This is a genomic window from Aminobacter sp. NyZ550 (genome assembly GCF_025628925.2).
Classification (GTDB): domain Bacteria; phylum Pseudomonadota; class Alphaproteobacteria; order Rhizobiales; family Rhizobiaceae; genus Aminobacter; species Aminobacter ciceronei.
This window is the reverse complement of record NZ_CP114190.1, coordinates 4,696,220-4,715,355: the sequence shown is the minus strand read 5'-3', so window position 1 is coordinate 4,715,355 and position 19,136 is coordinate 4,696,220. Positions and strand designations below refer to the sequence as shown.

Here is a 19,136-nt window from a genome sequence, read left to right as displayed (position 1 = left end):
CGATGTCAGGCGCGCCCGGCCACCTTCAGAGCGAAAGCGTAGTTGAAGGCGACTTCCTCGAGCCTGGAGAAGCGGCCGGAGGCGCCGGCATGGCCCGAATCCATGTTGATCTTGAACAGCACCGGGCTGTTGCCCGACTTGCGCTCGCGCAGCCGTGCCGCCCATTTGGCCGGCTCCCAATAGGTGACGCGCGGATCGGTCAGGCCGGCCACCGCCAGGATCGGCGGATAGTCGACCTCAGCGACATTGTCGTAGGGCGAGTAGGCGGCGATGGTCTTGTAGTCCGCTTCCGAGGCGATCGGATTGCCCCATTCGGGCCATTCCGGCGGCGTCAGCGGCAAGGTGTCGTCGAGCATGGTGGTCAGCACGTCGACGAAGGGCACTTCGGCGATGATGCCGGCAAAGGCCTCGGGCGCCATGTTGGCCACCGCTCCCATCAGCATGCCGCCGGCCGAGCCGCCTTGCGCGACGATGCGCTCATGCGCGGTGTAGCGCTCGGCGACGAGATGGTGGGCTGAGGCGATGAAGTCGGTGAAGGTGTTGACCTTGGTCGCGCGCTTGCCGTCCTCGTACCAGGCATAACCCTTGTCCTTGCCGCCGCGGATATGGGCGATGGCATAGACGAAGCCGCGGTCGACCAGCGACAGACAGTTGGTGTTGAACGAAGCCGGAATGGTCATGCCGTAGGAGCCGTAGCCATAGAGCAGGCAGGGTGCTGTTCCGTCGAGTGGCGTGTCGCGGTGATGGATCAGCGAGATCGGCACCAGTTCGCCATCCGGCGCCGGAGCCATCAGGCGGCGCGTGACATAGTCCTCGATGTTGTGGCCCGACGGCACTTCCTGCGTCTTGAGCAGGGTTCGTTCGCGTGTCCGCATGTTGTAGTCGAACAGCTGCGACGGGGTGGTCATCGACGAATAGGAAAAGCGCATGGTGTCGGTGTCGTATTCGTAGGAACCCGACAGCCCGAGCGAGAACGCCTCTTCGGGGAAGGAGATCAGGTGCTCGGCACCCGTGGCGCGCTCATGGACGACGATGCGGGGCAGGCCCTCCTTGCGCTCGAGGCGGACCATGAAGTCCTTGAAGCCGACCACCGACAGGATGAGGCGGCCAGGTTCATGGGCGACCAGCTCCTTCCAGTTGCTTCGCGCCGGATCGCTGACCGGCGCCGTCATGATCTTGAAGTCCTTGGCGCCATCGGCGTTGGTCAGCACGAAGAAGATGTCGCCGCCTTCTTCGAGGTCGTATTGCAGGCCGATCTCGCGCGCTGCCACAAGTTTTGGCGCCGCCAGCGGATCGGTCGCCGGAAACAGGCGGTACTCCGATGTCTCATGGTCGCTGATGGAGATCATGATCCATTCGTTGGAGCGCGTGCCGCCGACATTCATGAAGAAGCCGGGGTCGGTTTCCTCATAGACCAGCCGGTCCGCTGCGGCGTCCGTGCCGAGCCCATGGTAGAACACCTTTGACGGCCGGTGGTTGGGATCGAGGCGGGTGTAGAAGAAGCCGGTATTCGCCGCGTCCCATGTGCCCGAACCGCCGGTGTCGCCGACCACGTCGTCAAGTTCCGCGCCGCTGCCGATGTCACGCACGCGCAGCGTGTAGAATTCCGACCCCTTGTCGTCGAAGGCCCAGATCAGGCGCTTGTGGTCCGACGAGTGGTCGATGCCGCCGAGGCGGAAATAGGCGTGGCCGTCGGCTTCCTTGTCGCCGTCGAGGATGATCTCTTCCGGACCGCCTTCGCTCGGAATGCGGAAGTAGCGCGGCTGCTCGCCGCCCTTCTTGAACGAGGAGCCATAAGCGAAAGGGCCATCCTTCATCGGCACCGAGGAATCGTCTTCCTTGATGCGGCCCTTCATCTCGGCAAACAGCGCCTTCCTGAGCTCGACGGTGTCGGCCATCAGTTCGGCCTGATAGGTGTTTTCCGCCTCGAGATGGCTGCGGATATCGGCATCGAGCACGCTCGGGTCGCGGAACACCTCCTGCCAGTTGTCGGCGCGCAGCCAGGCATATTCGTCGACGCGCGTGATGCCGTGGCGCGTGTCGGAGACGGGGCGCTTGTCGGTCACGGGCGCGGCGATGTCGGCGAAGATCTTGGGTCGGGTCATTAGGTCTCGCGTGGGTGCTGAATCTTGAATGCCGAATGAACACGTCGATCAGGTCGGGTTCAAGGGCGGAGTTGCAGTGTGGCGGCAACGTATATGTGACCGGCCATGCCGAAGGAGAAGACCAGATGTTCAAGAAGACAGCCGCAGCAGTTGCCATTGCCTCGACAGTCGCCGTTTTCGCGGCCGAATCCCATGCCGCTGCCTTTTCCGCCTGGGAAGTTGCCAGGGTGCCGTGGGGCGATACGCTCAACATCCGCAAGTTCCCGTCGAACGGCTCGCAGAAGCAGGCGGCCTATCCCAACGGCAAGGTGCTGCAGATGACCGGCCGTTGCACCGGCGGGGTCGATCTGCGCGACATCAGCCGTCTGCCCGTGTGGAAGCAGGAGCAGCGGGTCCGCTACAGCTGGTGCCAGGTCTGGCATGACCCCGCACAGAACGGCAACTACGTCACCGGCTGGGTCTATGGTCGCTACATCACCCCGTACTGACGCGTTTCCAGGCGACATTGCCGCAGCTGCCGCAACGGCGGAAAGCGGTTGTCGTTGACAAGGTCCGATTGCGCTTGCCCCTTGGCTGCCCGACGTCTATGCCCTCAGGTCAACAACGTGAGACACAAAGAGGGCCCGTCCGCTGACCTTCCTGATACTCATGCTGCCGTTTGCGGGAGCGTTGCTTGCACCTGCGCTCGTTCGCGTGATGAAACACAATGCCGGCTGGCTGCTGGCCGCCATTCCACTGGTCGTTTTTCTGCATCTTGCCGGCATGCTCGATGCGGTCAGCAAAGGCAGTTCGATTTCTGGTGGATTTGACTGGGCTCCGAGTCTCGGTCTTCGCTTCTCCTGGTTTCTCGATGGCCTGTCACTGACCTTTGCCCTGCTGATATCAGGCATCGGCACGCTGATCGTGATTTATGCCGGCGGCTATCTCAAAGGGCACCCGCATCAGGGCCGCTTTTTCTCGTTCATCCTGCTGTTCATGGGGGCGATGCTGGGACTTGTCGTCTCGGATTCGTTCCTGATGCTGTTCGTCTACTGGGAGCTGACGTCGATCACGTCGTTCCTTTTGATCGGCTTCGACCACGGGCGGGAAGCTTCGCGGCGCGCAGCACTGCAGGCGCTGCTGGTCACCGGCATTGGCGGGCTTTCCCTGTTGGCAGGTCTGCTGGTCATCGCCCAGGCAACCGGCATGAGCGAGCTCTCGTCGCTGCTCGGCTCCGGCGACGCCTTGCGCAACAGCCCGCTCTACCTTGCTGCCCTGTTGCTCGTGTTGGGCGGCGCTTTCACCAAATCGGCGCAGTTTCCGTTCCATTTCTGGCTGCCCAACGCCATGGAAGCGCCGACGCCCGTCTCGGCCTACCTGCATTCGGCGACCATGGTGAAAGCAGGCGTCTATCTGCTGATGCGCCTCAATCCCGTGATGGGCGACACTGCGGCCTGGGAGACGATCCTGCCAGTGTTCGGCGGCGCGACACTTGCGATTGGCACGTTGCTCGCTGTCAGGCAGACCGATCTCAAGCTGATGCTCGCCTACACCACGGTCTCCTCTCTCGGACTGCTGGTGATGCTGACAGGCCTTGGTTCCGACAAGGCGATCGAGGCGGCGGCGCTTTATCTGATCGCCCATTCGATGTTCAAGGGCGCGCTGTTCATGGTCGCCGGCCTGATCGACCATGAGGCGGGTACGCGCGACATCACCTGCCTGCGCGGCCTGCGCAAGGCCATGCCGATCACCTTCGCGGCAGCGATGCTTGCAGCACTCTCGATGGGCGGGCTGCCGCTGTTCTCAGGCTTTCTGGCCAAGGAACAGATTTATTATGCACTTGGTTCGCCGGAGGGCTGGCAGGCCGTGCTGCTCGTCATAGCCGTCTGCGGCAATGCGCTGATGTTTGCCATCGGATTTGCGGTGGCACTTCGGCCTTTCCTCGGCGATGCCTTGAGGACGCCGAAGGCGGCGCATGAAGGGCCGATATCGCTGTGGCTGGGGCCGGCTGTGCTCGGAGCCTTGGGACTGGCTGCGGCCGTTGCCGCGCCGATCACGCATCGGTTCCTGTCGTCGCCCGCGGCGAGCGCCGTTGCCGGCAGCCCCATCGAGGTCACCATCTCGACGATCCCGCACATCGGCGTGCCGCTGTTGCTGTCCGGCCTGACGGTCGCGCTGGGCATCGCCGCCTATGTCAGGCTCGACAGCTTGCGCGGCGCGACGGCTGGCGTTCTCCAGGCGATCGGCTGGGGCCCGGACCGTGGCTTCGACCAGGTGCTGCGCGGCCTCTTGCGGCTCGCGACAGGTCTGACACGCATCATCCACAACGGCCGCCTCGACATCTACATGACCGTTACCTTCGTCGCGGTGGCGGCAGCGCTGCTGCTGCCGATGGTGCTGTTCGGCGAGCTGCCCTCGATGCCTGATGTGCCGGCATTGCGCTTCTATGAATGGGGCGTTCTGGCCATCGCCGTGATCGGCATCGCTGCCGTGGTCAAGGCGCGCAGCCGGCTGACGGCCATCGTTTCGCTCGGCATCCAGGGTTTTGCCGTCGCCTTGCTCTACATGCTGTTCGGCGCGCCAGACCTGTCCTTCACCCAGTTCATGGTCGAGACGCTGTCGGTGGTGATCCTGGCGCTGGTCATGACGCGGCTCAGGCTTGCGCCGACCGACCGCCGCCCGCATGCGCAGAAGCTTCTGGACATGGCAATTGCCGCAGCTTGCGGTACGGCCTTCGCGCTGCTTCTGCTCAAGGTGACGCAACTGCCGTTCGACGACCGGCTGTCGCAGTTCTTCAACACCTACGCCAAGACCATCGCCCATGGCCGCAATGTGGTGAACGTCATCATCGTCGATTTCCGCGGCCTCGACACGCTGGGCGAAATCGCCGTGGTGATGGTGACGGGCCTCGCCATCCTTGCGCTGATACGCATCCGCTCGAAAAAGGCGGACGTTCATGCCCCGGTCAGGAAGGAGGCGTAACATGCAGACGCTGATTTTCCGCACCGCCGCACCCTACCTCACCGGCCTGATGCTGATGTTTTCGGTGTTCGTCTTGTTGCGCGGCCACAATGAGCCGGGCGGCGGTTTCACCGGCGGCCTGATCGCGGCATCCGCCTTCGCCATCCACGGCATCGCCTTTGGCGTGCCGGCGGTGCGCCGGGCACTCTACTTCCACCCCATGGCGATATCAGGCTTTGGGCTGTTTGCCGCCGCTGCGGCTGGTCTGCCGTCGCTTCTGTTCGGCGTGCCGTTCCTGACCGGGCTGTGGATGTCGCCCGCCTTCTTCGGGATGTCTATCGACCTGTCGACGGTCATCGTCTTCGACATCGGCGTCTATCTGGTCGTGGTCGGCTCGTTCACCTCGATCGCTCTGGCGCTCGAAGATAGGGAGCACGACTGATGGAAGCCGTGTTCGCCATCCTCGTCGGCCTGTTCTTCGCTGCCGGCATCTATCTGATGCTGTCGCGGCACATCATCCGCATCCTGCTCGGCGTTGTGCTGTTCGGCAACGCGGTCAATCTTCTGATCTTCACCAATGGCCGCATCATCCGCGAGGTGCCGCCGATCATCGCGGAAGGTCTCGACGTGCCGGCGGGCGCCGTGGCCAATCCGTTGCCGCAGGCGCTGATCCTGACGGCAATCGTCATCTCGTTCTGCTTCTTCTGCTTCCTGCTGGTGCTTGCCTATCGCGCCTATCAGGAGATCGGTACCGACGACACCGACAGCATGCGTGTCGCCGAGCCCGTGGACGACGGCTTGCCGCCGATGGGGTACTGAGACCATGGCCGTGCAAGGTGAGATCGTCGACAAGGCCGCTGCGATGGTTGCCGGGCCGATTGCATCAGTCGATTGGCTGGTCATTGCCCCGGTCGTACTGCCGATCATTGGGGGGGCCGTGCTTCTGTTGATCCGGCACAGCATTCGCTGGCATGCGGTGCTGGCGCTGGTTGTGCTCGTGGTCATGGTCGGCGCCAATGGCCTGCTGCTGCAGCGCGTGCTGGCAACAGGCCCGGTGTCGATGACGATGGGAAGCTGGCTGCCGCCATTCGGCATCTCCTTTACCGCTGACGTGCTGGGGGCTGCATTTTCGCTGACGGCTTCGCTCGTCGCATTCGTCTGCTGCGCCTATTCGCTGCGCGACATCGACGCGACCGGCAGGCGCTACGGCTTCTATCCGTTCCTGATGCTGATGATGGCCGGCGTCAGCGGCGCCTTCCTGACCGGGGACATGTTCAACCTCTATGTCTGGTTCGAGGTCTTCCTGATCTCGTCCTTCGGCTTGCTGATCCTGGGGTCCGACAAGGCGCAGATCGACGGCGCCACCAAATATGCGATCCTGAACCTGGTCGGCACGACCTTGTTCCTGATCGCGACCGGCTATCTCTATGGCACGTTCGGCACGCTGAACATGGCCGACCTTGCCACACGCGCAGGCCAGATCGGCACGGCTGCGCCGCTGATGACGCTGGCCACGCTCTATCTGCTCGCCTTCGGCATGAAGGCGGCGGCCTTTCCGCTCAATTTCTGGCTGCCGGCGTCCTATCACACGCCGCCCGTCATCACCGGCGCGCTGTTTGGCGGTCTTTTGACCAAGGTCGGCATCTACGCACTGTTGCGGACGCTGGTGATGATCTTCGCCGCCGAACGGTTGGTGCTGGCCGGTCTCATCGGCTGGGTGGCGGTGGCGACCATGCTTATCGGCGCGCTTGGCGCCCTGGCGCAATCCGACATCCGCAGGATCGCCGGCTTCCTGGTCATCTCGGGCGTCGGGATCATGCTTGCCGGCATCGCGCTGGGCAGCAATGGCGGGCTGTCGGGCGCGATCTTCTACGCACTGCATTCGATGCTGGCGCTGTCGGCGCTGTACTTGCTCGGCGGGCTGATGCGCCAGCGCGGCGGCAGTTTTTCGCTGCACAGCCTGTCAGGGCTCTATGGCGCAAGTCCATTTCTCGCCGCGCTCGCCTTCATCATCTCGCTCGCGGTAGCCGGCCTGCCTCCCGGCTCGGGACTGTGGCCGAAGGTGATGCTGGTGCGGGCGTCGCTCGACAGTGGCGCCTGGCAGATTGCGGCCGCTATCCTGGTGAGCGGCTTCCTGGCGACCGTGGCCCTTGGTCGTGTGTTCATCCTCGCTTTCTGGCGCGAGGCTCCAGGTGACAAAGCTTCAAGTGACAAGACAGCGGCCGCTGGTCCGATGTCGGCGCCGGGTTGCTCAGCCCTTGTCGTTCTTGTTGCGGCGATGCTCGCGATGGGCGTCCTGCCGGAGCCCTTCATTCGGCTCTCGACGGCGGCGGCCAGCGGACTGCTCGACGCTTCGGCCTATATACAGGCAGTCTTCCCGGCGGGGAGTGGATCATGATCCCTTTCCGCAACGAATTGATACTGGCGCTTGTCTGGGTCGCTGTCTCGGGAAGCTACTCGATCCCCAATCTGGTCTTTGGTTTTGCCGTCGGATGGGTGGTCCTGTTCCTGGTGCGCGACCAGATCCAGGCCACCAGGGCCGTCATCCGCCCGGTGGCGCTTCTTCTGCTGATTGCCTTGTTCATCAAGGAACTTTTCCTCTCGGCCTTCAGGGTTGCAAAGCTGGTGCTGTCGCCACGCATGGACATCAAACCCGGCATCTTCGCCTATCCTTTGAAGGTCGACCGGGATTTCGAGATCACCTTGCTCGCAAATCTGATCACGCTCACGCCCGGCACCTTGTCAGTCGACGTTTCCGATGACCGGCGCACGCTGTTTATTCATGGGATGGACTGTTCCGACCTGGACCAGGCGCGGCGCGACATCGCCCAAGGCTTCGAGCGCAGAATACTGGAGGCATTCAGATGATGTCTGGAACTGCTTTCCTCAACATCAGCGCGATCTTTGCGTTGGGCGTTCTCACCATCTCGTTTCTGCTGGTGGTGGTGCGCGTCGTGAAGGGGCCGTCCTTGCCGGACCGGATCCTGGCGCTCGACATGCTTGTTGCCGTTGCTATCGGATTTATTGCCGTTCTTGGCGTGCGTTCGGGCTTCACATTGTATGTCGATGTCGCCATCGCGCTTGGTCTTGTCGGCTTCCTGGCGACGGTTGCCTTCGCGCGTTTCGTGTTGAGCGGCGGCATCGATGCGAAGAAAGAAGAAGCCGAAGAGGACAGGCCATGATCGACGGAGCAGCCGACTATCTGGCCGGAGGTCTCATCATCGTCGGCGCGTTGTTTGCGCTTGTGGCATCTGTCGGGTTGTTGCGACTTCCTGATCTTTACACGCGCATGCATGCGGCGTCGAAGGCCGGCACGGTGGGATCTTGTCTGATGCTGATCGCGCTTGCTGCGCACATCGGCGAACCGGCAACCGCATTGCGGGCGCTGGCTGGGGTCGTGTTCTTCCTGCTGACAGCGCCGATCTCGGCCCATCTGCTTGCCAAGGCGGCATATTCGGCCGGTTATCGCATGTGGGAGGGGGCAGTGAGCGACGATTTGGCTGAAACGGCTGCCGTGGCAAAGAAGAACGGCCCCTCTGGCACTGAAGGTTGATAATGACCTTTCGGGACAACTTTCAGCGTTGTCAAAAATCATCTCATTTGAAGGCGTCAGCGTATCAAAAAGGTTCATTTGTTAGAGAAGTGATGAAATCATTGTTGTTGTAGTTCACAAAGAATAGTGAATTGACTTGTTCTGGAGACGGGCTCATTAAAGTGATGGAGTGCGAGTCGCAGAGGCAATCTACGATACAAGAACGCACCGCATCCCGATCGGAATATCGGGCAAAAAAACATCCAGTCACATTGGGGCCTAAGCATATGGATACTTCCGAAACGCCTGCAACCAACAATGACACGCTGATCGAGTTGACCGCCGATGTGGTGGCTGCCTATGTCAGCAACAATCCAGTTCCGGTGGGAGAACTTCCGGGCCTGATCGCAGATGTCCACGCAGCTCTCGGCCGCGTTGGCAATGTCACCGAGACGCCGCCAGCCGACAAGCAGAAGCCGGCCGTCAATCCCAAGCGCTCGGTGCATGACGACTACATCATTTGCCTTGAAGATGGTAAGAAGTTCAAATCGTTGAAGCGTCACCTGATGACGCACTACAACATGACCCCAGACCAGTATCGCGAGAAGTGGGGCCTTGACGCCGCCTATCCCATGGTGGCGCCCAACTATGCGGCTGCGCGTTCGCAACTCGCCAAGAAGATGGGCCTCGGCCGCAAGCGCAAGAGCAAGTAACGCCCTTCGAAAGAGTTTCAGCTTGCGGCGCCCGCGGGCGCCGCATTGCGTTTTGGCCTGGGATGGTGCGGCACAGCGACAGCTGGTCCGGCTGGCCAGGAAAGACGCTCGTCAGCCGGTCGCGCACCTGCCTGAGGACGATGCGGCGATCGAGATCATCGCTCCGGTGGCGATCCTCTGGGCCTCTCGCGTTCGATCGCCTGCTCGGCCGATGCGGTGCTCGCCGCACGACAATGCGTCGACGTCACCGCAAGGTGCTGCCGAGCTGAAAAGGTGCTGCCCAGCATCAAGGGACGGAGGCGCCCGAGATGCGGCTGAGACGGAGGCTCAGGCGATCTGGTGGAGCGCTGCCTCGGCATCACGCTTGATGCGCTTGACCATCGAACGCAGGCCGTTTGCGCGCTGGGGCGACAGATGCTCGTTGAGGCCAAGCTCCTTCAGCGTCGCCTCGGCGTCGATGGCCGTGATCTCGCTGGCGCGATGGCCTGAAAAGAGCGCAAGCATGATGGCAACCAGGCCGCGCACGATATGGGCGTCGGAAGTGCCTTGGAAATGGATGACCGGGTCGGTCCCGTCGCCAAGATGGGTCACCAGCCAGACCTGGCTGACGCAGCCTTGCACCTTGTTGCTGTCGGTCTGGGCGCTTTCCGGAAAGGGCGGCAGCGCTTCACCCAATTCGATAACATAGCGATAGCGGTCCTCCCATTCCTCGAGGAATGAGAAGTCGTCGCGAATGGTGTCGATCGAAGCCGTCATGATGGGTTGGATATAGTCGCAGCATCGCTGCCCGTCACGAAAAAAGCCCGTCACGAACAAAGAAAGACACCGCAGGCGCCAGAGGCGGGCGACCTGCGGTGGGGCCTGGCGCCTTGAGCTTGCAGCCGGGCTGGCTGAGCCGAAGCGCTGAACCGAAAGGGATTGGCTGCCCGAACGCCTGCTCCGTTCGCGGCAATGCCTTGTGTCGGAAATCAGTTGGCCGGAGCCGCGGGCCTCGGGGTCGGCACGGCGGCAGCCTCGGCCGGCACGATGCCAGCCTCCGGGCCAGCTTCCGGGCCAGCCTCTGGAGCAGCCTCGGGAACGCTGCCGGTCTGCGTTGCCGTGTCGGGCTGGCCGAACTGCTCATCGAGCGCCTGATAGGCGATGCGGGCGCTTTCACGGGCCCTGACACCGATGGTCTGCATCGCGGCCTTGCCCGTCTCGCAGACGTCAGGCTTGCGCTCGCAGATGCCGGCGAGGTCGCCGACGGCTTCGCGGGCGGCAAAGATCGCCTGCAGCGGGCTCACGCTGTTCTCGCCATTCGGCCCGGTGCCGAGCGGCAGAAGAAGAAGGACGAGCGAGAACCAGAATGCGGTCCTGATGAGAAAGCCCATGGTGTGCCTCTTACTGAGTGGCGGGCCTGTTTGTTTTTTGTCGACCCACATCTTGTTGAGCCGACAATGACATGGAGGAACAAAGGAGCGATTGCTGCAAACGGTGGCATTTTGCGCAGGCTTTTCACCAAAGTTTAACGGACTGGCTCGGCTTGCGCAGGTGGTTTCGCAGGCGATGTCTCACGGTTTCCGTAAGCAATTGATTTAAATTGAAAAACCGCGGGCAAATGCGGCCAGGACAGATTCGCAGGCGCCAAGTCGGCAAATAACCCCCTGTTTACCATGGCGATAACTGTTCTCGAATGTCGGCGCTGTGATCCCGATATTCGCCGCGTAGCCGGGTTTCGGTCGGCCAGCCTTATCCCTTCATTAAAGGCTCGGTGCGAGTTTGGGACAACTACAGAAGAGCCGCAAAGCGAGCCACGGAAGAGTGCGTAGCGTTGAGTTTTGTCATGACCAGATACGGTGAGTTTTCCGGCGCGATGGCCGGCGGCTGCGACCGGCTGGTCCATCCGTCAGCAGATGGCATCGAGCGTTCGCGCCAGCGGCGCCTCGTCGGCTTGCTGCTGGCGGCGCCTTTCCTGGTTGCCGGCGCGGGTGTGTTCCTGGTCTCTGCCAATCTCGGCGCAGCCTCGACCTTTGCCGTCATTTTCGCGGCCTTCAGCCTGAGCTGGCTTGCTGCATTGCTGATTGCTGCGACCGGCAAGACCGGACAGATCGGCGCGACATCCCTTGTTGTCGCAACGACTGCGATCGCTGCGATCGTTGCCGCGGCGGGCGGACTGACGTCGCCGGCGACATTGCTTGTCGCGGCACTCCCGCTCGAGGCGCTGTGGGTCTGGCGGACGCGCAAGGCGGCAAAGCTCGGCACTGTGGCGGCCGCCGTCGCGCTGCTGTCCCAGGCTGCTCTCGGTTCCATGCCTTTTGCAGATGGCGCAGCCGTCTCGGCCTGGCAGTGGCTTCTGCCGGTTGCCTGGCTTGCCACATTTGCCGTTCGTGCCGGTGCTTTCCTCGATCGCCGCGTCGAACAGCAAGACGCGCCCGCTGGTTCTCTCGAAACGATCCTCAAGGCGGTCGTGCTGCGCATTGCCCATAATGGCGACGTGACCGACGTCTCCGAGCAGGCTCGGACCATGCTCAGGCTGCAGCCGGAGCTGCTGTTGGGAACGGCGCTTTTCGACCGCATCCATGTTGCCGATCGTGTCGGCTATCTCTGCGCGCTGGCTGACATGCGCGACGGTGCGCAACTGCGCGAGGTTGAATTGCGCCTGCGCCTGCCCAGGCAGAATGAGGGCGACGCCGGTGACAATTTCCGGCCGTTCGCGCTCGAGCTGATGAAGGCCGACGGCCAGGCCTTCGTTGCCGTCGTCCGCAACAACGACACGGTTGCCGAACTGCGCGATCAGCTGGCCACCGCAGCTGACGCGGTCAAGAGCGCCGAACTCGCCAAGAGCAATTTCCTGGCTGCCGTCAGCCACGAGCTGCGGACGCCGCTGAATGCCATCATCGGTTTTTCCGACATGCTGCTGCACGAGATGTTCGGTGGCTTCAAGGAGCCGCGCCAGAAGGAATATGTCAGTATCGTCCGCGATTCCGGCCAGCACCTGCTCGACGTGGTGAACTCGATCCTCGACGTCACCAAGATCGAATCGGGCTGCTATGCGATCACGCCTGAGCCGTTCAGGTTCCGCGATGCTGTCGACATGTGCGCCTCCATGCTGGCGCTGCAGGCGCAGGCCAAGTCGCTCGACCTGGCGGTCGAGGTGGCGGCCGGAACGGGGGAACTGAAGGCTGACCGGCGCGCCGTGCAGCAGATGCTGATCAACCTCGTCTCCAATGCGGTCAAGTTCACGCCCGATGGCGGCAGGGTCGAGATCGGCGCCAAGCGTCTCGGTTCGCGCCTGCACTTCTGGGTTTCGGACACGGGCATCGGCATTGCACAGGACGACCTGTCGCGGCTGGGCACGCCGTTCACGCAGATCCAGAACGACTATACCCGCCGCTTCGAAGGCACCGGCCTCGGACTGTCGCTGGTCAAGGGACTGGTTGCCCTGCACGACGGCACGATGTCGATCGAGAGCGCGCCGGACGAAGGAACGACCGTCACCATCAGCCTGCCCATCGAGGGCCCCGCCTACCGGCCCGAGCCTGCGCGGGGCGAGTTGATGAAGCTTCCTGCCGGCAGGAACAAGGAGATGCGCAGTGGCCCGCTCCGCAAAGCAAGCTAAACGGCAGGTCATTGAGGAACGTAGCCCGCTGCAGGACGGCGTCCTGGCGCTCGGCGGGCTGATTGCCCGCAACCCGGTCCTGGTGGGCGGATCGACGGCGTTCATCGTGGCGCTGTTTTATGTCTCGGCGAATGCGCTCTGGTATCAGCCCTATGCGCACAAGGGCGCCTTCTTCTCGACCCGCGAAGCGGTCAAGTTTCCCGACATGAACCAGAACGCGCCCGAGACGACGATCAAGATCGAACGTCCCGAGGAGGCTGCGGAGGCCGTGCGCCCGCAGGGCGATCCGCGCATCGAACGGGTGCAGGGTATTCTCAAGGACCTTGCGTTCTACGACGGCAACGTCGACGGGTTGAACGGTCCGGCAACGCGCGGCGCCATCCAGGCCTACCAGAAGAAGGTCGGCATGGCGGCATCAGGCGAAATCGACGCGCAGCTGCTCGAGCAACTGGGCGCGGCCGACACCACCGCAGGCATAGCCCCGCGACCGACACCACGTGAACAGGTGATGCCTGCAGCGGCACAAAGGGCAACACAGGCTGCGACGCCGGCACGTGCCGAGCCTGCCGCAGATACCAGCGCACGGATCATGAAGATCCAGGCCGGGCTGAAGGCTTTCGGCAATGACGGCATCGAGATCGACGGCGTCCCCGGGGCACGGACGAAGTCCGCAATCCGTGAATTCCAGGCTCTGTTCGGGCTGCCGGAAACGGGCGAGCCCGACCCTGGCGTCTATGCCAAGATGCGCGAGATCGGCCTGACCAACTGAAGCAGGGCAGCATTGGCTCGGATTGGCCTGTGCGCGCCGAGCCGCTATAGAGGCTTCGTCGAAACTGCGATCGGGCCGGTCCTATGCGTCTCACCACTGACTTCTGGGTGTCGGCCCTTTTGCGTCGCGTCTTCGGCGAAGGCGGGTTTGGCGCGATCCTCAACCGTGGCGCGCTGGAAGCCGGTGCCGTCTTCATCCTCACCCGCGATCGTTTCGGCCGCTCGAACCTCTACGGCCCGGCACCGCAGACCAGCTACGACATGGCCCGACCCGGCGAACGCCAGTTCAGCCTGCTTGAAAGCGATGATGACGGCACGGCGATCGAAAAGCGGCTCGAACGCGAGCGGCGTTTCGACCCCGACATCTGGGTGGTCGAGATCGAGCCCGGCAAGACCGGGATCGTCGACCTCGTTGCGATTACGACGCCTTGAGCCGGTCGCCCTTGGGCGTAGAGGACTTGACCCTCGTCTGCAGGCGCTCGGCATTGCTGCGGATGCGGGCACCGACCGACGCGGCCTTCCAGTCGCGAACACGGTCGAGTGCCACGTCGCGATGCAGGGCGCGATAGCGCTCCAGGAACAGCCTGACCGATTCCGCATGGGCGAACTGGCCGGGCAGGATGGCGGCGGCGAGCAGGAATGCCTGCTCTTCGGCGAGGTCGAGCGCCTTGAGCGCGTCGATGAGCTGGGAATAGCCAGACTTCTCGGTGATCGAGCGAGCGGCGAGAAGGTCGATTTCCAGCGCGTCGGCAAGCGCTGTCTGGAAGAAGCTGTCGTTGCCCGTCAGCGCCGTCGTCTTGAGCCTGTCGTAGGCCGGCGCGCGCTCTTCATCCGGCATTGCCTGGCGGGGCGTGGCCGGCGTCATCATCGCGCGCAGCTTGCGGCGGACATTCTCGGCAAGCTCACCGGGGACGGGGCCATTGGACATGTCGGGTGCAGCGATCGCTTCGGCGGCTTGCGACGCGTTGGCGGCCGTCTCCTGCTGTCTGGTCACTTCGGGATACACCAGGCGTGGGCGCTCGAGCACCCGGATCAGGTCGGCAATGGTCTTGTGCAGGTTCGGGCGGCGGGCGATCGCGCGCGCATGCGGCAGGCCGTGACGGCCGATCAGCGCGATCAGCGTGACGTCGGACAGAACAGGTGACCGCACGAGCAGCGGTGCTGCGATGTCGACGGGTTCGTCGCAGAGTTTGCGGACCAGGCCGAACGGCGCGTATTCGCTTTCCGAAAGGGCTGCGGCGACAAACCGGCGGGCTTCCACCGACACCTTGTCGAACAGCGGCAGGGTCAGGTCTTCCAGTTGGGCGATCTCGCGGCGCGAAGGCCGGGGCAGGGCGCAGAAGGCTGAGACTGCTGCTCGGAACAGCCGCTCTGGCTTACCGGTTTCGCGTCCGATGGCAATCTGCCTGAAGTCCGATGCTGACACGAACGGGTACGCCTGACAAAAACTCGACACTGCCCTGGATCGTCTGACGCCCACGCGCCATGGCTTCCTAAGGTGAACATAAACTTAGCGAGGATTTGTTAGCGCACTGTTAACTCTGGCGTTAAGGAATCCGTTTGTTACCAATTGGTTACGCGGATTTTCCAGCGAAACCGGGCAAAGCGGGCCGCACCAGGCCCGCGTCATCGGCAATGCTGCTGCTTTCACGCGCGTCTAACGGCGATCGGATATCAAGGGGGTGCCAAGGGCGCAGGCGAGAACCAGGAATTGAATCAAATCCTTGGCAGTAACGGTCTGTTAACCTCTCTGCTGGCCTTATCGAAGCGGAGGCGTTGCGTGCTTACTCCGGTCGAACCGAGAGGGAAATCGCGAACCATGGGCAGTGTTGTGTCATTCATGCCGCGTCAGGCGGCCATCCGCCGGTCTCCCCGGACAGCGGAAACTTCGGCATCCATCATCATCTTTCCAGGCGTGCGCTACGAGCGGACCAAGGGCCCGGCTTCGGGTGCCGGTGAGTTGCGCAACGATGCGCCCCGCCGCAACGATCCGGTGCCGCGTCACTGAAGGCAACGGAGCGGAGCATCCGCAAGGCTAGGCATTGCACGCCCGGCTTGCTGCGCACCCTTACTGGATGTCGCAGTTGATGCCGTCGAGGAAGCGCGACACCGTCGGCTTCCAGCTGTCGTCGGGAACGAAGACGCGAACGACGACGATGCCTTCATCGATGGGCGTTTCGACGAAAATCGATTTCTCGAACTCGGTTGGCAGCTCCTTGCGCAGGTCGATCATCTGTGCCGGTGTCAGCACAACGAAATCGAGGGTGCCGTCGGTCGCGGTGCGGTCGTTGAAGCTGTAGATGTTCTGCCCGCTGCGGTCGTAGACCGAGACCGACCAGTAGGGGACCTTGCCGGCATTGTCGATGCGGACGACACCTTCGTCGAGATCGAAGCGGCAGGCGGCCTCGAAGAAGGACGGATCGAGCGCCTTCACCACCGGCGTGCCGCCGATCTCCTGGTCGAGACGGACGACCTTGTTGGGGCCGGCGACCATGGCAAGGCGCGACCAGGCATCGCGCTCGGAGAAGCTCGGCACCAGAAGCAGGATGACGATGTGGGCGATGCCGGCGCCGATCAGGCCGATCGCCAGGGCATGAAGCAGCCTACGCATTGCACTGGACCCTGACGATGCGCGGCATCTCGATGCCGGAGAGGCCGGTGCTGCTGGCAATGGGCGTGTCGTAGAAGGTCAGCACCAGGTTCATCGCGCCGACACCTGTGACCGAGAGCCAGTTGCCTGGTTCGGGCCGCGTGCCGACCGCGACGCTGATCGAGTTGTCGGGCTGGCGCAGCACTTCCAGTGAATGCAGCGTGGCATCGCGGCGTATCCCCGATTTGAGCGGGATATGCGCCCTGTCGGTCGCATAGAGCGTCCAGAATCGGGCGACCGGCAGCGACCCTTCGATGCGGTAGTTGCATTCGCTCTTCAGGGTAACGCCTGCGGAGTCGCGGTCGGCGACAAAGCTGAGGCCTTCGGCGCGGCCCAGCGCCAGAACGCCGTCGCGGGCGACACGCGCTTTCGAATAGGGGTCGGCTTCCGGGGTGCCGATGTCGGGAAAGGCGGTCCAGGGGCCGACTGACACGGCGCCGATGCCCTCCTGCGAGTTCAGCACCATGCCGACACTGGCAGCGCCGCCGCCGACAGCGATGGCGATGGCGAGGGCGATCAGGATCGATTGTTTCAGCATGAGCCGCCGCAGGATGGAGTTGGCGGAGGAATATCCTGCCCTTTGACAGGAAGGCAAGCGGGCAGCGGCTGCAACCGGTGGGCGAACATGTGCTGGCTGGATCCTTGCCCCGATGTCACAGTGCCGACAGCGTCTCGGGTTCGGGCGGTGCAACGATCGCGGGCGCCTTGTGGAAGACGTCGGCGATGTCGCGCAGCGCACGGGTGGTCGTGCTGGACAGGACGGGAGGACGGTCGGAGGTATCGACGGCCTGCTGCGGCCCGTTCTTGGCGGCGTCCTCGGCCTTGGCGATGGCCGCCGGATCGACATAGGGATCCTTGATGCCGGGGATCGGCTTGAGGTCGATGTTCTGGTGGGCGTAGGCCATGAAGCGCTGCCAGACCATGGCAGGAAGCGAGCCGCCGGTCATGTTGTTGGTGGTCGAGAAGTCGTCATTGCCCAGCCAGACGGCGGCTGTGTAGTTGCCGGTGTAGCCGATGTACCAGGCGTCGCGATAGGATTGGGTGGTTCCCGTCTTGCCGGCGGAGCGGATGTTGGGCAGCGCCGCCTTGCGCGCCGTGCCGACCTCGGGGATCTGCACCATGATCGAGTTCATCGAGGCGACCGCCTGCTCGGACAGCACGCGGTGCGGCGGCGGCGCATCCTTGCTGTAGTCGTAGATGAGCTGGCCGGAATGGGTGACGAGCTGGGTGATGCCGTGGCGGGTGCCGACGATGCCGTTCTGCGCCAGCACGCTGTAGCCGGTCGCCTGATCCATGACGGTCAGGCCCGAGGTGCCGAGCACCATCGTCTTGTGCGAGCTGACAGGAGATTCGACGCCCATCGCCTCGGCCATCGCCTTGATCGGCGGGATCGACAGATGGTCCTTGGCAAGGCGTACCGGCACGGTGTTGATCGACTTGATCAGCGCGGTCGACAGCGTCATGCGCCCGGAATAGCCGCGGGTGTAGTTCTTCGGCGACCAGGCACCCCAGCTGATCGGGCCATCCGAAATGACCGATTCCGGCGTGAAGCCGTTTTCCATGGCGGTGGCATAGACATAGGGCTTGAACGACGAGCCGGTCTGGCGCTGCGCCCTGGTGGCGCGGTTGAACTGGCTGGCGCCATAGTCACGCCCACCGACGATGGCGCGCACCGCACCATTGGTCTCGATGACGACGACCGCACCTTCGGTGACGTGATACTCCTTGCCGAACTGGCGAAGGTGAAATTCGACCGACTCTTCCGCCGCCTTCTGGATGTTCATGTCGATGGTGGTGCGGGCGACCAGCGAGTGGATGCCTGATTTCGCTGCGATCTTCTTGACCTCGTCGAAGGCCCAGTCGAGGAAATAGTCGGGGCTCTTGCGGTCGCCACGGTCGACGATGTCGGCCGGATGCAGCCGTGCCGACAGCACCTGGCCTTCGGTCATGAAGCCTGCCTGCACCAGGTTGCTGAGCACGACATTGGCGCGGGCGCGGGCGGCGGGAAGGTTGATGTGGGGCGCGTATTTGGTCGGCGCCTTGAACAGGCCGGCAAGCATCGCCGCCTCGGCGAGGTTGAGGTCCTTGACCTGCTTGCCGAAGTAGAAGTCGGCCGCAGCTGCAATGCCGAAGGTGCCGCCGCCCATATAGGCGCGGTCGAGATAGAGCTGCAGGATCTCTTTCTTGGACAGGTTCGATTCGAGCCAGATCGACAGGAAGGCTTCCTTGACCTTGCGCTCGACGGTGCGTTCGTTGGTCAGGAACAGGTTCTTGGCCAGCTGCTGGGTCAGGCTCGAACCGCCCTGGACCACCGAATTGGCGCGGACGTTTTCCGACATGGCCCTGACAAGGCCGAGAAAGTCGATGCCGTAATGCTCGAAGAAGCGCCGGTCCTCGGTCGCCAGCACCGCCTTGATGACATGGTCCGGCATCTCGTCGACCGGCACCGAGTCGCGCTGGATGATGCCGCGCTGGCCGATCTCGTTGCCGTAGCGGTCGAGGAAGGTGACGGCGAAGTCGTCCTGGTTGCGCCAGTTGCCGGTGGTTTCCTGGAAGGCCGGCATGGCCAGCGCCAGCATCACCACCGAGCCGCCTGCGGCCATGGTGAAGGATTCGCTCAGGACCTCGATGACTCCGCGGCGCCAGCCTTTGACGCGGAAGCGGCGGAAGAAGATAGTGGCATTTTCCCAGAACTGCTGCGCCCGGAAGCGGAGTTCATACAGCGACGAGTCGAGCCAGGCGTCGAATGCCAGCAGACCCGCCGAGATGCGGCCTCTTTTCCTGCGCGGTGGGATGGGATTTTCCATTCGAGACGAGCCCGGCACGTGAC

Annotated in this window: 20 protein-coding genes; 13 read left to right on the top strand and 7 right to left on the bottom strand. The window is 63.2% G+C overall.

From position 1 onward, the window contains the following. Positions 1 to 5 precede the first annotated feature (5 nt). Entirely contained in the window at positions 6 to 2,105 is a 2,100-nt protein-coding gene (locus N7E70_RS23475) for a S9 family peptidase (RefSeq protein WP_154384979.1), read from the bottom strand. 125 nt (positions 2,106 to 2,230) lie between these two features. Between N7E70_RS23475 and N7E70_RS23470 the strand changes: the two genes are divergently transcribed. From N7E70_RS23470 to N7E70_RS23430, 9 genes are all read left to right on the top strand, one after another. Beyond that, positions 2,231 to 2,593 carry an SH3 domain-containing protein gene (locus N7E70_RS23470; protein WP_067966909.1) on the top strand — a complete coding sequence of 121 codons (363 nt, stop codon included), beginning with the start codon at positions 2,231 to 2,233 and terminating at the stop codon, positions 2,591 to 2,593. A 160-nt stretch (positions 2,594 to 2,753) separates the two neighbouring features. Next, on the top strand, positions 2,754 to 5,066 hold the full coding sequence (locus tag N7E70_RS23465) for a putative monovalent cation/H+ antiporter subunit A (protein WP_269441421.1): 2,313 nt from the start codon (positions 2,754 to 2,756) through the stop codon (positions 5,064 to 5,066). Position 5,067: 1 nt separating this feature from the next. Next, positions 5,068 to 5,487 carry a Na+/H+ antiporter subunit B gene (locus N7E70_RS23460; RefSeq protein ID WP_067964367.1) on the top strand — a complete coding sequence of 140 codons (420 nt, stop codon included), beginning with the start codon at positions 5,068 to 5,070 and terminating at the stop codon, positions 5,485 to 5,487. Further along, the gene (locus tag N7E70_RS23455; RefSeq protein WP_067964363.1) at positions 5,487 to 5,864 is read left to right on the top strand and encodes a Na+/H+ antiporter subunit C; all 378 of its coding nucleotides are present in this window, start codon (positions 5,487 to 5,489) and stop codon (positions 5,862 to 5,864) included. Before N7E70_RS23460 ends, N7E70_RS23455 begins: the two co-directional genes overlap by 1 nt. Positions 5,865 to 5,868: 4 nt before the next feature. Further along, the gene (locus N7E70_RS23450) at positions 5,869 to 7,443 is read left to right on the top strand and encodes a Na+/H+ antiporter subunit D (protein ID WP_263007786.1); all 1,575 of its coding nucleotides are present in this window, start codon (positions 5,869 to 5,871) and stop codon (positions 7,441 to 7,443) included. Continuing rightward, positions 7,440 to 7,913 carry a Na+/H+ antiporter subunit E gene (locus N7E70_RS23445; RefSeq protein WP_067964359.1) on the top strand — a complete coding sequence of 158 codons (474 nt, stop codon included), beginning with the start codon at positions 7,440 to 7,442 and terminating at the stop codon, positions 7,911 to 7,913. The genes N7E70_RS23450 and N7E70_RS23445 overlap by 4 nt, the downstream gene beginning before the upstream one ends. Then, positions 7,913 to 8,227, top strand: a complete 315-nt coding sequence (locus N7E70_RS23440; RefSeq protein ID WP_083948784.1) for a cation:proton antiporter — start codon at positions 7,913 to 7,915, stop codon at positions 8,225 to 8,227. The genes N7E70_RS23445 and N7E70_RS23440 overlap by 1 nt, the downstream gene beginning before the upstream one ends. Beyond that, on the top strand, positions 8,224 to 8,598 hold the full coding sequence (gene mnhG / locus N7E70_RS23435) for a monovalent cation/H(+) antiporter subunit G (protein WP_154384983.1): 375 nt from the start codon (positions 8,224 to 8,226) through the stop codon (positions 8,596 to 8,598). Before N7E70_RS23440 ends, mnhG begins: the two co-directional genes overlap by 4 nt. Before the next feature lie 266 nt (positions 8,599 to 8,864). Further along, a complete protein-coding gene (locus tag N7E70_RS23430; RefSeq protein WP_154384984.1) occupies positions 8,865 to 9,290 on the top strand; it encodes a MucR family transcriptional regulator in 426 nt (141 codons plus the stop codon). Between the two features lie 327 nt (positions 9,291 to 9,617). Here the strand turns inward: N7E70_RS23430 and N7E70_RS23425 are convergent, their stop codons facing one another. Beyond that, positions 9,618 to 10,046 carry a SufE family protein gene (locus N7E70_RS23425; RefSeq protein ID WP_182575523.1) on the bottom strand — a complete coding sequence of 143 codons (429 nt, stop codon included), beginning with the start codon at positions 10,044 to 10,046 and terminating at the stop codon, positions 9,618 to 9,620. Positions 10,047 to 10,258: 212 nt separating this feature from the next. Further along, complete coding sequence (locus N7E70_RS23420) at positions 10,259 to 10,660, bottom strand: DUF5330 domain-containing protein (protein ID WP_263007785.1); 402 nt, start codon at positions 10,658 to 10,660, stop codon at positions 10,259 to 10,261. 452 nt (positions 10,661 to 11,112) lie between these two features. Here N7E70_RS23420 and N7E70_RS23415 point away from each other — a divergent pair, with 452 nt between their 5' ends. The 3 genes from N7E70_RS23415 (at position 11,113) to N7E70_RS23405 (ending at position 14,088) form a co-directional block, all read left to right on the top strand. Beyond that, positions 11,113 to 12,888 (top strand): sensor histidine kinase, encoded by a 1,776-nt coding sequence (locus N7E70_RS23415; protein ID WP_263007784.1) that lies wholly within the window; start codon positions 11,113 to 11,115, stop codon positions 12,886 to 12,888. Beyond that, complete coding sequence (locus N7E70_RS23410; protein ID WP_263007783.1) at positions 12,863 to 13,657, top strand: peptidoglycan-binding domain-containing protein; 795 nt, start codon at positions 12,863 to 12,865, stop codon at positions 13,655 to 13,657. The genes N7E70_RS23415 and N7E70_RS23410 overlap by 26 nt, the downstream gene beginning before the upstream one ends. Before the next feature lie 83 nt (positions 13,658 to 13,740). Next, entirely contained in the window at positions 13,741 to 14,088 is a 348-nt protein-coding gene (locus tag N7E70_RS23405) for a DUF1491 family protein (protein WP_067964346.1), read from the top strand. On the opposite strand, the gene N7E70_RS23400 is transcribed toward N7E70_RS23405, so the two are convergent. Further along, positions 14,075 to 15,082: a DUF2336 domain-containing protein gene (locus tag N7E70_RS23400; protein ID WP_182575521.1), complete on the bottom strand. Its 1,008-nt coding sequence runs from the start codon at positions 15,080 to 15,082 to the stop codon at positions 14,075 to 14,077. The two genes, N7E70_RS23405 and N7E70_RS23400, sit on opposite strands and share 14 nt — an antisense overlap. Positions 15,083 to 15,475: 393 nt before the next feature. Between N7E70_RS23400 and N7E70_RS23395 the strand changes: the two genes are divergently transcribed. Beyond that, positions 15,476 to 15,664, top strand: a complete 189-nt coding sequence (locus N7E70_RS23395) for a hypothetical protein (RefSeq protein ID WP_067964341.1) — start codon at positions 15,476 to 15,478, stop codon at positions 15,662 to 15,664. Positions 15,665 to 15,724: 60 nt separating this feature from the next. Here N7E70_RS23395 and N7E70_RS23390 read toward each other — a convergent pair whose 3' ends face one another. From N7E70_RS23390 to N7E70_RS23380, 3 genes are all read right to left on the bottom strand, one after another. Further along, positions 15,725 to 16,267, bottom strand: coding sequence for a DUF1254 domain-containing protein (locus N7E70_RS23390; RefSeq protein ID WP_067964339.1), 543 nt, complete (start codon positions 16,265 to 16,267; stop codon positions 15,725 to 15,727). Beyond that, positions 16,260 to 16,844, bottom strand: a complete 585-nt coding sequence (locus N7E70_RS23385) for a DUF1214 domain-containing protein (protein ID WP_182575519.1) — start codon at positions 16,842 to 16,844, stop codon at positions 16,260 to 16,262. Before N7E70_RS23385 ends, N7E70_RS23390 begins: the two co-directional genes overlap by 8 nt. 115 nt (positions 16,845 to 16,959) lie before the next feature. Further along, positions 16,960 to 19,113 carry a transglycosylase domain-containing protein gene (locus N7E70_RS23380; protein ID WP_263007782.1) on the bottom strand — a complete coding sequence of 718 codons (2,154 nt, stop codon included), beginning with the start codon at positions 19,111 to 19,113 and terminating at the stop codon, positions 16,960 to 16,962. Positions 19,114 to 19,136: the final 23 nt, after the last annotated feature.